We start from the raw sequence: 12,510 nt of genomic DNA, 5'->3' as shown, positions 1-12,510 counted from the left end.
AAACCAAGGAGACCACATGGACGTTAGTCAACCTTGTATCAAATGCCACGTACACACCAAATACATAGAGGCTCAGTCAGACCCTGACAACGAGCGCTATGTATTTGCGTATATGATCACCATAAAGAATCTTGGATTCGAACCCGTTCAACTCCTATCTCGTCGCTGGCTAATCACAGATGGCAATGGCAAACAACTTACCGTCGAGGGTGATGGTGTTGTCGGTGAACAACCGGTTATTCCTGCCAACGATGACTACACCTATACCAGCGGTACAGCTCTAGAAACACCTGTAGGTGTGATGCAAGGACAGTACGTGATGCAGTGCGAGAATGGCGAAACCTTTACCGCAGAGATCGCTCCCTTTAATCTTGCAGTGCCAAATATCATCAACTAGTCGAGGTTAGACTTGTCCCATTATATTGTCGGCGACATTCAAGGTTGCCTTTCTGAGCTTAAACTCCTGCTTTTGCAAGTCGACTTCAATCCCCAACAAGACACCCTTTGGATTGCTGGTGATTTGGTAGCTCGTGGCCCTGAGTCTCTCGAGACACTTAGGTTTGTTAAAGGCCTTGGAAGCAGCGTAAAAGTAGTACTAGGGAATCATGACCTGCACTTACTCGCCGTTTCTCTAGGCGTGCATAAAGCAAAAGAGAAAGACAAAACAATTCCCATCCTCGAAGCAGAAGATAGAGATGAGCTTTTAGAATGGCTTAGAAAGCAGCCTTTATTGGCTGAACACCCAGAGTTTGTCTTGAGCCATGCCGGCATCTACCCTCTATGGGATCTGAGTACCAGTCGCAATGCTGCTAAAGAGATTGAGGAGCAGCTTCAAGGTGAGAATTGGCAAGAGCTTATTCGCAATATGTACGCTAATAAGCCCGATACTTGGGATGAAAATCTGGCTGGCTATGAGCGCTCACGCTTTATTATCAACGCGTTTACTAGAATGCGTTATTGCTATAGCGATGGCAGATTGGATATGGACAGTAAATTACCACCCGAAGATGTGGATAAGTCAGTACTAATACCTTGGTTTGAGCTGCCTGAGCGTATTGAGCTTGAAAAGACCGCTATCTTTGGTCACTGGGCAGCCCTGATGGGACTTAACTCAAAAGAGGCTATTGGCCTCGACACAGGATGTGTCTGGGGCAATCACATGACTATGCTGAGATGGGAAGACAAGCGCTACTTCCATCAAGCAGCGCTTTAAGAGGCTTAGAAGCGATAGCCAAAAGTCATTGAGAACTGGTCATAGTCTAAGATCTCTGAAGCAAAGGCTTCGAAGCGAATATCGGTGTAGTAATGCTCAAACAGAGTTGCACGAGCACCGATGCCTACGAAGATAGTAGTATCGTCATAGCTCTCTTTCTCGCCAAGGGCTGTCCACTCTTCATCAATCCTAACCACACCGATAGCACCGTAAGGTTTGATAGCAAAGTTGTCAAAGTGGAAGGTATAACCAAGGTCTGTATCTAGTTTGAAGGTTGAGCCCTCTACCTTAAATAAACCACCGAGGACATCTTCACCAAAGCCAGCATACGACAAGTTAATACCTACGATGTTGTTAAACTCATAGCCGTATTCAAGTTTTAGGCCCTTACCAAAGCTGACTTCAAGATCTGGCTCCTCTGTACTGGCAAAGCCCAAACCAATGCGATGCCCTTGAGCCTTAGGCTCTGCAACTTCATCCTGTGCGATAGCTGGAATAGATAGAAGGGAAAGAGAAGCAATTAGAGCAGCAGTTTTTTTCATACAAACCTCACAAACAAATATCAGTTAATCCCTGACGTTTATGTCGCTCCTTGCGATTCAAGTTGCGAGGAAGTGTAAGGAGTTGTGCTAATAAGAGGAAATATTAAAACCTTATCTCACTCATAAGCATTAATTATTGCAAGTTTGTTGTATCAGCTCTTCTCTAATGGTTTCCACTAACCAATTAATAAGAGGGTTATTACGGTTCTTGATGTGATAGTGAGCGTAGAGAGGGACTTGTATTGTCTCCGGTGCAACATCGATATCTAGCGCAACTAAGCCATCGTGCTGGGAGACAGGAAATAGTGTAGAGACCGCTAAAAGCATATCACTTCGTCGTACTACATCGATAAGAGGAAGCATTAGCTCGGAGCGAAAACCTACGCTGATATTAACGTTGTGCTGCTTGAGATAATCTACCGCTATGGCTCTATTTTCGTTCCAGCCCTTAGCAACCAACGAAGCAATAGACGCACCTTCCAACTCCCGAATCTGTCGTTTCTTTCCAGCTAAAGGGTGATTTTCTCTTGCGATCAACAACCCCGTGAGATCGACTAACTTCTCACTATATACGCCCTTAAAGTCCTCATTATGATACCCAACACCCAGCAGAGTTTGCCCTTCAAGAATTTTCTCCATAGCCGATGAAGTCCAGCTTTGGAACTCGAGAGTTGCATTGGGTGCCTTTTGGGTTATCGAACTAAATAAGCTACCGCCAATAGCTATCTCTGCTATGGAGTTCATGCTGATACAAAGCTTCTGATCTATCTCTTGTTCAGAGAAGTTCTCGACGCCATTTATCGCAGCAGCCAGCTCATCCAATAAAGGAGTAACCGTATTCGACAATTCAATTGCATAAGCGGTAGGTTCAAGCCCACTGCGCACCTTTACAAATAGCTCATCATCAAAATGATGTCTCAGGCGTTGCAGGGCTTGGCTAATTGCGGGCTGGGAAACGTTGAGGCGTACAGACGCTTTGCGCATATTGAGCTCTTGAGAGAGTACCAAGAAGGTTCTCAGCAGATTCAAGTCCAGATTAGCAAAGCGATCTTTAGCCATTTTATTCCCTTTCTAGGATTACAAACTGCATATCATAAGCATTCTTCTCATCGGCATTGAAGCTCTCGGAATGAGTTTGCTGCCAACCCTCTCCCCAATCTGGGAATTGGGTATCACCCTCAACAGTTAAGTCGATATGAGTCAGATAAAGCCTATTGGCAAGCGGCAAGCAACTCTCATAGATAGAACCTCCACCTATGATCATAGCCTCGTCCACTCCAGATACGAGCTCTAGAGCTTTATCGATAGAGGTCGTGGTTAATACACCATCTATCTTTAGTTCGGGATCACGGCTGATAACGATATTCTGGCGACCCGGTAGTGGACGACCAATGGAGTCGTAGGTCTTACGCCCCATAATAACCGGCTTGCCGAGGGTGCATTTCTTGAACCATACAAAATCGGCTGGAAGATGCCAAGGCATCTGATTGTCTTTACCAATGACGCGATCCTGCGCCATTGCTGCGATCATACTGATGATCATAAAACCTCGATTGTCTTTGTCACACTATAGGTTTGCGTCTGTAGATAAATAGTCCCGGCATAGCTAGCCCTATGGCTAATCCCGCGATGATAAACATGGCACTCAAGAAGTTCTCTATCAAACTAGCAAATAGATCATGGGTGTACCCAAGCTGATTTATCTCAACTAACGCCGTCATAGCATTAAAGGCGTAGACACCAGGAACCATAGGGATCATGGCTGCTACAGTAAATACCTTAGGGTGAGCCAAGAAGCGATGTGACCAGAGCACACCGATAAAACCAACTAAGGTAGCTGCAAACAGAGTCGACCACTCGATAGAGAGACCAAACTGCATCATCAAATAGCGTGAGCCATGCCCGATAGCACCACCAAGGGCACAATAGACTAGTGCACTCTTGGGAACATTAAATACCAACGCAAACCCTACCGCGGGGATCGCGGCAAAGAACATATCGTCTAGCAGTCCAAGCAACAATTCAAGCCAAAACGTCATAATGTTGTCCCAAAGATATTAAGAATCCCACCAACAGCAACAATACCTAAGCAGGTAGCTAAAGTAAGAAGACTCGCCATCACAAAGCGGGCTATCCCCATATTGATATAGCCTTTCAGTACATCAGCCACCGAGTTGATCAAGGGAAAACCTGGGACGAGCATAAGAACTGAAGAAGCCATAGCTATATGAGGCTGATTACCAATATCGAAAACCACTGCTTGCGCTGAGATAAGGGAGGTAACAAAAGCGGTCACAGCGAAGTTGAGAAGCGGATTAAAGTGACGATGACCTATCTCTTGGCGCACTACCATGCCAATAGCCGAAGAAATGAAGGTCATGACAAATACCCCAAGGTCGCCGCCAGCCAGATGACTGAAGGACGCACAAGAAAGCCCGATCATAAAGACTACCAGCCAGCGGTTATATCTCTCTGGTGTAATGTTATCTAGCTTACTCTTGGCTAATTCAAAGTTGAGTATGCCCTTCTCTAACATAATGCAGATGCGCTGAACCTCAGTGATTACGCGCATATTGATGCCTCTGTCGGGACAGCGACGAGTAGTGGTTATACAGTGATCTTTATAAAGGGTGGTCACCACTAGGGCGTTAGCGGTAAGAGAGACCTCAACCTCATCCATGCCACAAGCCAAACCGATACGTTGCATTATTCCACCAATCAGCGCGCTCTCAGCACCATGGGCATGCAACATCTGGCCAGCTTGAGCAATGAGGCGACTCACCGCTCTTTGTTTTGTATCCATTCTTATCTTTGTGCTGGTTGAAATTGCATCATTCTATTGAGTTTGCTGCGCGTGAGATAGCATCAATCTTACCAAGCTTGATTCATATCAATTGGCTTTGCTCTTATCGGATAGATTAAGCGCCAGAATCAGCAAACGCTTCAGGTTTGCTAGATCCTCAATCAGCTTTACGTTGAGCCAGATATAGCCATAGATCTCGGTTTCATGACCGTCTATATCGGCAATGATTTCTTTAAGCTCTCGGATGATCTCTTTACTGTGCAGGGTTTCTTTATCTTCAACAAGCTGACCGGTTTTGACCATATGTGCTAAGTCATTCAGTTTCTTCTCAACCTGTTCTTGGCATTGCTTCAAAGACTTAGACCACAACATATTCAAGTGGCTTTCTCTGTCACTCCAATAGCTATGGTTAAGAAGCTCTATGGTAAACAGCATATTGCGCAGTTGAACCTGGATGGCATAGATAAGCTGATAGTTGAGCTTTGTCTCTTTCTCCGATGGCTTACCTAGGGAGTTCAGCTTGGTCATCTCTTTTACTAGCGCTTTCTGGAAGGGCTCAAGATCAGGCTTTTCTAACACGTTCGGTGAATAAGAGAGGTGATAAACCTTGGCAAAGTTATCAAGCACACTGTTGATGCGCATACGCCAATGAATAAAGGCGCGTTGAGGATAGATAAGGCAGAACAGAACAGCGATAACACAGCCAACGGAAACATCGAATCCGCGCCACAATGCCACACTCACGTCACTATCGCCCCCGCCTATGGTAACGGCTAGAGTGATGCCAATCAGTATCCCCACGTAAGGGCGCTTGCCAAGAGAGTAATAAGCACTAGCAAAGATAACCACCGCGCACCATGCATACATAGCGGTTAAAGAATATTGACTAAGGACTATAGCGAGAACACCAGAAGCAGCCCCTATCAAGGTGCCTAGAACACGATGCCAAGCCCGAGGAAGTACGTTTCCAAGGTAAGATATGGGACCAATCACTACCACTAGGGTGATCAAAATCCAGGTACGTTCGGGGATTTCAAAATAGCCAGTGAACAACATAGTGATGACGAAGGCGATAGCCACTCGAAAGCCATGAACTATGCGGTAATTAGAGAAAACGAAGTTATCTAGGTCTGAAATTGCTTGATTAAGGCGCATGAACTCTTTCCGTGAGACTCTGTGCATATAGATAAAAAAAGAGCCTGAACCTCGTTCAGACTCTTTCTTGAATTATGATAAATCGGCGATTAAATGTCCACGCTTACTCGCGAACCCAGATAACGTGACCGTCATCTTCATCATCATCGTCCCAATCATCCCAATCGTCTTCAGTCACTACATCTTTACCAGACATAGCATCTTTGTGGTAATCATCCCACATGAAGTCGACTTTCTCTTCCTCTGTCTTCTCTTCCATTGCGCGTGGCAGAGATTCCATAAAGTCAGCAAGCTTAAAGCACAGCTCTTTGGTGCCATTCTTGTTGATTGCAGAGATCTTGAAGTATTGATCTTCCCAGCCTAGAGCATCGAGAATCTCTTGGATCTTCTCTTCTGCTTCCTCTTCAGGCATGAGATCAACCTTGTTGAATACCAACCAACGAGGCTTACCAGCAAGCTTTTCACTGTACTGTTCAAGCTCATCGATAATGGTCAATGCATTTTGTACAGGATCACTTTGATCGATCGGCATAAGATCGATCATATGCAGAAGAACACGACAACGCTCAAGGTGCTTCAAGAAGCGAATACCAAGACCAGCACCGTCCGCAGCACCTTCGATAAGGCCAGGAATATCTGCAACCACAAAGCTCTTCTCAGGTACCACAGATACCACACCTAGGCTTGGGATAAGCGTAGTAAACGGATAGTCCGCTACCTTAGGTTTCGCTGCCGAAACTGCGCGAATAAAGGTAGATTTACCTGCGTTTGGCAAACCTAGCATACCCACGTCAGCCAGTAGCAGTAGCTCGAGGCGAAGCTCACGCACCTCACCCTTGGTACCCATTGTCTTTTGACGAGGTGCTCGGTTTACCGATGACTTGAAGCGGGTATTACCTAGACCGTGCCAGCCACCCTTGCCAACCATAACCTTCTTGCCATGCTCAGCAACCTCACCAACTATCTCGTTAGTGTGGATGTCTACCGCACGTGTACCTACAGGTACCTTAAGGGTCAGGTCTTTACCGCGTTTACCGGTACAGTTACCACCACGACCGTTCTCACCACGTTCAGCAGCGTAGAAGCGCTGGAATCGATAATCGATCAGTGTATTCAGGTTCTCATCGGCTTCGATATATACATCGCCGCCGTCACCACCATCACCACCGTCAGGGCCACCTTTGGCTACGAATTTCTCGCGCCAGAAGCTAACTACGCCGTTACCGCCGTCGCCTGCTTCAATCTTAATTGTTGCTTCATCTACGAATTTCATTTCTCACTCCAATTCGGTGTGATACCCCGCTGAATCTACTTTAGCAGATCCACCACCTAAAAGGATCTAGGGGTCTGGGCACTGCACCCTAAGCTAAGATGCACGGCCAAGAAACCTAGTCTTCCTTTCTTTATAAGTATCCTATAAATAAAAAACCCCGCCGAATCGGCAGGGCTTTTGAATTCAGCTTGAAACTGATATTACTCAGATTCGATGCTTACGAATTTACGGTTCTTAGGACCTTTAACTTCGAATTTCACTTTACCTTCAGTAAGAGCGAAAAGAGTGTGGTCTTTACCGATACCAACGTTAGTACCAGCGTGGAACTTAGTACCACGTTGACGAACGATGATGTTACCCGCTAGAACTGATTCGCCACCAAAACGCTTAACACCAAGACGTTTGCTTTCTGAATCGCGACCGTTACGAGTAGAACCGCCAGCTTTTTTGTGTGCCATTGTTAAACTCTCCTAAAACTTAAGCGTTGATGCCAGTGATTTTCACTTCAGTGAACCACTGACGGTGGCCTTGTTGCTTACGAGAGTGCTTACGGCGACGGAACTTAACGATTTTAACTTTATCGCCACGACCGTGCTTAACCACTTCAGCTACAACTTTGCCGCCCTCAACAAGAGGAGCACCAACAGTGATTTCTTCACCGTTAGCAATCATTAGAACTGAGTCAAACTCAACAGTTGCACCAGTTTCAACGTCCAATTTCTCTAAACGAAGAGTTTGACCTTCGCTTACACGGTGTTGTTTACCACCAGATTGGAAAACAGCGTACATATTTTACTCCGCTTTTTCCGCACAGCCTATGCCTGTTTTGGCAGTTCGGGTGTGCGCTAAACTAATTCATCAATAGGGCGCAGATTCTACGTGAATGCTTCACATAAGACAAGCCATATTTTAAAAAAATTGGCGAAAAGATAATCGCCACATAAAAGTGCGTGAATGATGCCCTTTACGGGTATATTTGGCAACGATTTTTAGTATAAAATCCGACATTAATTATCAGTTTAGCTACCTAGATCGTAGCCACTCACTTCGGAATAAAAATGGATTTTAGTGCTATCCAAACTCTGACCTCAGATGACATGGCTAAGGTCGACCAAACTATCCATGCTCAATTGAACTCAGACGTAGCCCTGATTAACCAACTTGGCTTTTATATCATCGGTAGTGGAGGTAAGCGCCTTCGCCCACTAATCACCCTGCTTTCTGCTCGTGCTTTGGGCTATGAAGGGGATAAACACATCACGGCAGCTGCCTTTATCGAATTTATCCATACCGCCACTCTGCTGCACGATGACGTAGTTGATGAGTCGGATATGCGTCGTGGTAAAGAGACCGCCAATGCAGCCTTTGGCAACGCCGCAAGCGTCTTGGTTGGGGATTACATCTACACCCGCTCATTTCAGATGATGACTAGCCTAGGATCTTTGAGGATCCTTGAGCTTATGAGCGAAGCGGTAAACGTGATCGCCGAGGGTGAGGTTCAGCAGTTGATCAACTGTAACGATCCTTCGACCACTGAAGAGAGCTATATGCAGGTGATCTACTCAAAGACTGCTCGCCTGTTTGAAGCAGCCTCACAGCTTGCTGCTATTCTAACCGATGCCCCAGCAGAAGTAGAAACGGCAATGCAGGACTACGGTCGCTACCTAGGTACTGCATTCCAATTGATCGATGATGTTCTAGATTACACTGCCGATGGCAAAGAGATGGGTAAGAATGTAGGTGATGATCTTGCAGAGGGTAAACCAACCCTTCCTCTTCTTTATGCCATGCAACATGGCAATGAAACGCAACGTGAGATGATTCACGAGGCGATAGAAAAGGCCAATGGTATGGAGCGTCTTGAAGATATCCTGCAAGCTATGCGCGATACAGGTGCTCTTGAGTACACCACAAGAGTTGCTGAGCAGGAAGCCGATAAAGCCATTGCCGCCCTCGATATCCTTCCAGATAGCGATGAAAAGCAAGCTTTAATAGCTCTGGCGCATCTTTCGGTTAAGCGCAACAAATAGCAAAAAGCCACGACTTTGGTCGTGGCTTCTTTTTATGAGTTTGTTCTAATAATACTTGTCACAGCCCACATGCATCTGCTCTTGAGCTTCAACTGCTTGTGCGTCTTCGGCCCACTGTTCGTCATTGAGCCCTTCTAGAAGTACTGTGTGGTGTTCTTTATCCACCACCAAAACTTTACCTACTCCTAGCTCAGACTCGACCCACATCCCTTTCTCTAATTTTGAAACGTCCATACTGCTCTCCCTTTAACGAGTGACCAATAATGATTACGCTATAAAATATAGGGGGGATCAAAAAAGCGAGCCATCAAGACTCGCTTTTGTCAAAACTCAAGTTCGATTACTTAGCGAACTCTACGCCTTTAGTGATATCACCAGATAGTGTCTCTAGCATGCCATCAAGCGCATTTCTCTCGTACTCACTTAGTGGACCGTAATCTAGCACTTCTTCGATACCTTCTTTACCCAGGCGCACAGGCTGTGCAAAGAATGGGGTATGCTCGCCTGGACCTTCTACATAAGCACACTCGATCACGTTCTCTTGACCTTGAAGCGCTTTAACAAGAGCTAGACCAAAGCGACATGCTGCCTGACCCATAGATAGAGTCGCACTACCGCCACCCGCTTTCGCTTCTACTACCTCTGTACCCGCATTCTGGATACGGTGAGTTAGTGCTGCGATCTCTTCATCGGTGAATTCAACGCCGTCTACTTGAGATAGTAGAGGAAGAATAGTCACGCCAGAGTGGCCACCGATTACAGGAACGCGGATATCGCCTGGATCTTTATCTTTAAGCTCAGCAACAAAAGTCTCAGAACGAATCACATCTAGAGTAGTTACACCGAACAGCTTGCGCTTGTCATAAACGCCTGCTTTTTTCAGGACTTCTGCTGCGATTGGCACAGTCGTGTTTACTGGGTTAGTGATGATACCTACACATGCCTTAGGACATACTACAGCAATCTTTTCTGCCAAAGATTTAACAATTCCTGCGTTTACATTGAACAGGTCAGCACGGTCCATACCTGGCTTACGAGCTACACCAGCAGAGATAAGAACTACATCAGCACCTTCTAGTGCTGGAGTTGGGTCTTCACCCGCATAACCTTTGATAGATACTGGGGTTGGGATATGGCTTAGATCCGCTGCAACGCCTGGGGTTACTGGCGCGATGTCATATAGAGCAAGATCAGAACCTGCAGGTAGACGGTTCTTCAGTAGTAGAGCTAGAGCTTGGCCGATACCACCAGCCGCTCCGATTACAGAAACTTTCATCACAATCTCCTTGGGTAAAATAGAGGTAATAGTTGTTATGCCACCCACGCTATCGGATTCACTTAATTTTTACAATTACACAACGCTATGTTTGCGACCTTACTCACTTATGGCAAACAGTCCTCAGTCACTAAAACAAAATAAGTATTCAATTTTCGAGGCTCATCACCTTCTCTACTAGGCTGTATATTGGTATCTACAATCTTATGTGAGACAATTATTTGTAATTAACCTTTCTGCTGGATTCTCACCTCCAGCAAGAATTAACTGGGACCACCAATGCGAAACAGCGAAAAACAAGATCAACTAGTCCGCGAATTCAAATCCCTACTTAAACAAGAGCGTTTTGGGTCTCAAGGAGAGATCGTTGAAGCCCTTAAGCACGAAGGCTTCGAGAACATCAACCAATCAAAAGTGTCTCGTATGCTAACCAAGTTTGGTGCTGTGCGTACGCGAAATGCGAAAATGGAAATGGTGTACTGCCTACCAGCTGAACTGGGTGTACCTACCGTTTCTAGCTCTCTGCGTGAGTTGGTATTGGACATCGATTATAACAATGCCTTAGTTGTCATCCACACTGGACCGGCAGGTGCGCAACTGATCGCTCGTTTACTAGACTCTTTAGGAAAAGCCGAAGGAATTCTTGGGGTTGTCGCTGGTGATGACACCATCTTCATTACTCCAACTCTAGATGTCAGCACACAGCAGCTGTTCGAATCGGTATGCGAATTATTTGAATACACTGGCTAACCGTTACCTGGGTCACAATCAAAACAACATATTGTGACCCCTTTCGCATTTCTTGAAATTGCCATACACCTCAAGTTACATCCTGTAACCCTTTATTCGGCAAGGGCTAGGCCTCCTATACCCAACTAACACTGCTCATCTAATTGCCTATTTTTGGTGCATTTGTCGCCTACCCAGCCTATTTATCCATATTTTTTTGTTATCATTCAGCCACTTTTTCGAGTTCTTGATACGTTTTGTTGATGTTTTCTTAACCGTTAATCACATCAACAACTACACTTAAGGCACTTTGAGGTGACTATCTCTTTTTTGTGCTTTGGGCAGGAACGATGGAGAAAAAGATGCCGTTTCCAAGTAGGAAACCAACAGCACAAAGAAGGCTGTTGATATGATCATGGATATAAGGATAAAGCTATCATGGCATTGAAAAAAGTAATCCAGCTCGGCGCAATCGCTGCAGCTACAATGAGTGCAGGCACACTTTCCGCTCAAGAGTTCATTACCATAGGTACAGGTTCAGTAACCGGTGTTTATTACCCAACCGGTGGTGCTATCTGTAAGCTGGTAAACAAAGACCGTAACGACCACAACGTGCGTTGCTCGGTTGAATCTACAGGCGGTTCCATCTACAACGTAAACACCATCCGCTCTGGTGAGCTTGATTTCGGTATCGTTCAGTCTGACTGGCAGTTCCACGGCTACAACGGTACAAGCAAGTTCTCTGAGCAAGGACCTTACAAGAAACTTCGCGCAATGTTCTCTCTTCATACAGAACCGTTTAACATCATTGCTCGTGAAGACTCTGGTATCAACAACGTTTCAGACCTAGCCGGCAAACGCGTGAACATTGGTAACCCAGGTTCAGGTGACCGCGCAACTATGGGCGTTGTTATGGATGCTATGGGCTGGACTAACGACAGCTTCAAACTAGCCTCTGAGCTTAAAGGCTCTGAGCGTTCACAAGCTCTATGTGATAACAAGATCGATGCGTTCATCTACATGGTTGGTCACCCGAACGGTTCAATCAAAGAAGCGACAACTTCTTGTAACGCTAAACTAGTACCTGCGACTGGTGAGCAGATCGACAAGATCGTTGCAGACAACCCTTACTATGCGTTCAGCACAGTTCCAGCAGGCATGTACCGTGGTACTGACCAAGACGTTAATAGCTTCGGTGTAGCTGCAACTATGGTAACCACTGCTGACGTATCTGATGAAGTCGCTTACACAGTAGCAAAAGCTGTATTCGAAAACTTCGACACCTTTAAGCGCCTACACCCTGCTTTCGCAAACCTTAAGAAAGAAAACATGGTGAAAGACGGCCTATCTATTCCTCTTCACCCAGGTGCAGAGAAATACTACCGCGAAATCGGCCTAATCAAATAAGACCGATTAATACTAGGGAGGCACAACGCCTCCTTAGTTTTTTGCCATCTGTTTAATGGCAACTCCCCGCCTCTTTCCTAGC

General features: G+C 45.7%; 16 protein-coding genes. 5 read left to right on the top strand and 11 right to left on the bottom strand.

The window, feature by feature from the left end:
* The first annotated feature begins 16 nt into the window (after window positions 1-16).
* Together apaG and Pcarn_RS01435 are read left to right on the top strand one after the other, a co-directional pair.
* Window positions 17-397: a Co2+/Mg2+ efflux protein ApaG gene (apaG, locus tag Pcarn_RS01440; protein WP_261834633.1), complete on the top strand. Its 381-nt coding sequence runs from the start codon at window positions 17-19 to the stop codon at window positions 395-397.
* Between the two features lie 12 nt (window positions 398-409).
* On the top strand, window positions 410-1,213 hold the full coding sequence (locus tag Pcarn_RS01435; protein ID WP_261834632.1) for a symmetrical bis(5'-nucleosyl)-tetraphosphatase: 804 nt from the start codon (window positions 410-412) through the stop codon (window positions 1,211-1,213).
* 5 nt (window positions 1,214-1,218) lie between these two features.
* Here the strand turns inward: Pcarn_RS01435 and Pcarn_RS01430 are convergent, their stop codons facing one another.
* The 9 genes from Pcarn_RS01430 to rplU all read right to left on the bottom strand — a co-directional run bounded on the left by Pcarn_RS01430 (window position 1,219) and on the right by rplU (window position 7,775).
* Entirely contained in the window at window positions 1,219-1,755 is a 537-nt protein-coding gene (locus Pcarn_RS01430) for a porin family protein (protein WP_261834631.1), read from the bottom strand.
* A gap of 129 nt (window positions 1,756-1,884) precedes the next feature.
* Window positions 1,885-2,814 carry a LysR family transcriptional regulator gene (locus Pcarn_RS01425; protein WP_261834630.1) on the bottom strand — a complete coding sequence of 310 codons (930 nt, stop codon included), beginning with the start codon at window positions 2,812-2,814 and terminating at the stop codon, window positions 1,885-1,887.
* 1 nt (window position 2,815) lies between these two features.
* On the bottom strand, window positions 2,816-3,298 hold the full coding sequence (gene folA / locus Pcarn_RS01420) for a type 3 dihydrofolate reductase (RefSeq protein ID WP_261834629.1): 483 nt from the start codon (window positions 3,296-3,298) through the stop codon (window positions 2,816-2,818).
* A gap of 19 nt (window positions 3,299-3,317) precedes the next feature.
* Window positions 3,318-3,794 (bottom strand): threonine/serine exporter family protein, encoded by a 477-nt coding sequence (locus tag Pcarn_RS01415; protein WP_261834628.1) that lies wholly within the window; start codon window positions 3,792-3,794, stop codon window positions 3,318-3,320.
* Window positions 3,791-4,558, bottom strand: coding sequence for a threonine/serine exporter family protein (locus Pcarn_RS01410; protein ID WP_261834627.1), 768 nt, complete (start codon window positions 4,556-4,558; stop codon window positions 3,791-3,793). Before Pcarn_RS01410 ends, Pcarn_RS01415 begins: the two co-directional genes overlap by 4 nt.
* A gap of 87 nt (window positions 4,559-4,645) precedes the next feature.
* The gene (locus tag Pcarn_RS01405; RefSeq protein ID WP_261834626.1) at window positions 4,646-5,713 is read right to left on the bottom strand and encodes an FUSC family protein; all 1,068 of its coding nucleotides are present in this window, start codon (window positions 5,711-5,713) and stop codon (window positions 4,646-4,648) included.
* 103 nt (window positions 5,714-5,816) lie between these two features.
* Window positions 5,817-6,986 carry an Obg family GTPase CgtA gene (cgtA, locus tag Pcarn_RS01400; RefSeq protein WP_261834625.1) on the bottom strand — a complete coding sequence of 390 codons (1,170 nt, stop codon included), beginning with the start codon at window positions 6,984-6,986 and terminating at the stop codon, window positions 5,817-5,819.
* A gap of 200 nt (window positions 6,987-7,186) precedes the next feature.
* Window positions 7,187-7,444 carry a 50S ribosomal protein L27 gene (gene rpmA / locus Pcarn_RS01395; protein ID WP_101113344.1) on the bottom strand — a complete coding sequence of 86 codons (258 nt, stop codon included), beginning with the start codon at window positions 7,442-7,444 and terminating at the stop codon, window positions 7,187-7,189.
* 19 nt (window positions 7,445-7,463) lie between these two features.
* Window positions 7,464-7,775, bottom strand: a complete 312-nt coding sequence (gene rplU, locus Pcarn_RS01390) for a 50S ribosomal protein L21 (protein WP_017029047.1) — start codon at window positions 7,773-7,775, stop codon at window positions 7,464-7,466.
* A 269-nt stretch (window positions 7,776-8,044) separates the two neighbouring features.
* Here rplU and ispB point away from each other — a divergent pair, with 269 nt between their 5' ends.
* On the top strand, window positions 8,045-9,016 hold the full coding sequence (gene ispB / locus Pcarn_RS01385) for an octaprenyl diphosphate synthase (protein ID WP_261834624.1): 972 nt from the start codon (window positions 8,045-8,047) through the stop codon (window positions 9,014-9,016).
* A gap of 45 nt (window positions 9,017-9,061) precedes the next feature.
* On the opposite strand, the gene Pcarn_RS01380 is transcribed toward ispB, so the two are convergent.
* The gene (locus tag Pcarn_RS01380) at window positions 9,062-9,250 is read right to left on the bottom strand and encodes a hypothetical protein (protein WP_261834623.1); all 189 of its coding nucleotides are present in this window, start codon (window positions 9,248-9,250) and stop codon (window positions 9,062-9,064) included.
* Window positions 9,251-9,356: 106 nt separating this feature from the next.
* Window positions 9,357-10,292 (bottom strand): malate dehydrogenase, encoded by a 936-nt coding sequence (gene mdh, locus Pcarn_RS01375; RefSeq protein ID WP_261834622.1) that lies wholly within the window; start codon window positions 10,290-10,292, stop codon window positions 9,357-9,359.
* Window positions 10,293-10,571: 279 nt separating this feature from the next.
* Between mdh and argR the strand changes: the two genes are divergently transcribed.
* Window positions 10,572-11,042 (top strand): transcriptional regulator ArgR, encoded by a 471-nt coding sequence (argR, locus tag Pcarn_RS01370; RefSeq protein WP_261834621.1) that lies wholly within the window; start codon window positions 10,572-10,574, stop codon window positions 11,040-11,042.
* A 417-nt stretch (window positions 11,043-11,459) separates the two neighbouring features.
* Window positions 11,460-12,428: a TAXI family TRAP transporter solute-binding subunit gene (locus Pcarn_RS01365; protein ID WP_261834620.1), complete on the top strand. Its 969-nt coding sequence runs from the start codon at window positions 11,460-11,462 to the stop codon at window positions 12,426-12,428.
* Window positions 12,429-12,510: the final 82 nt, after the last annotated feature.

It is taken from the genome of Vibrio ishigakensis (assembly GCF_024347675.1).
Classification (GTDB): domain Bacteria; phylum Pseudomonadota; class Gammaproteobacteria; order Enterobacterales; family Vibrionaceae; genus Vibrio; species Vibrio ishigakensis.
The sequence above is the reverse complement of the archived record's forward strand: the minus strand, read 5'-3'. Positions and strand labels throughout refer to the sequence as shown.

Coding starts and splice junctions, on each gene's coding strand:
- apaG (WP_261834633.1), top strand. CDS start 17: ATGGACGTTAGTCAACCTTGTATCAAATGCCACGTACACACCAAATAC.
- Pcarn_RS01430 (WP_261834631.1), bottom strand. CDS start 1,755: ATGAAAAAAACTGCTGCTCTAATTGCTTCTCTTTCCCTTCTATCTATT.
- Pcarn_RS01425 (WP_261834630.1), bottom strand. CDS start 2,814: ATGGCTAAAGATCGCTTTGCTAATCTGGACTTGAATCTGCTGAGAACC.
- folA (WP_261834629.1), bottom strand. CDS start 3,298: ATGATCATCAGTATGATCGCAGCAATGGCGCAGGATCGCGTCATTGGT.
- Pcarn_RS01415 (WP_261834628.1), bottom strand. CDS start 3,794: ATGACGTTTTGGCTTGAATTGTTGCTTGGACTGCTAGACGATATGTTC.
- Pcarn_RS01410 (WP_261834627.1), bottom strand. CDS start 4,558: ATGGATACAAAACAAAGAGCGGTGAGTCGCCTCATTGCTCAAGCTGGC.
- Pcarn_RS01405 (WP_261834626.1), bottom strand. CDS start 5,713: ATGCGCCTTAATCAAGCAATTTCAGACCTAGATAACTTCGTTTTCTCT.
- cgtA (WP_261834625.1), bottom strand. CDS start 6,986: ATGAAATTCGTAGATGAAGCAACAATTAAGATTGAAGCAGGCGACGGC.
- rpmA (WP_101113344.1), bottom strand. CDS start 7,444: ATGGCACACAAAAAAGCTGGCGGTTCTACTCGTAACGGTCGCGATTCA.
- rplU (WP_017029047.1), bottom strand. CDS start 7,775: ATGTACGCTGTTTTCCAATCTGGTGGTAAACAACACCGTGTAAGCGAA.
- ispB (WP_261834624.1), top strand. CDS start 8,045: ATGGATTTTAGTGCTATCCAAACTCTGACCTCAGATGACATGGCTAAG.
- Pcarn_RS01380 (WP_261834623.1), bottom strand. CDS start 9,250: ATGGACGTTTCAAAATTAGAGAAAGGGATGTGGGTCGAGTCTGAGCTA.
- mdh (WP_261834622.1), bottom strand. CDS start 10,292: ATGAAAGTTTCTGTAATCGGAGCGGCTGGTGGTATCGGCCAAGCTCTA.
- argR (WP_261834621.1), top strand. CDS start 10,572: ATGCGAAACAGCGAAAAACAAGATCAACTAGTCCGCGAATTCAAATCC.
- Pcarn_RS01365 (WP_261834620.1), top strand. CDS start 11,460: ATGGCATTGAAAAAAGTAATCCAGCTCGGCGCAATCGCTGCAGCTACA.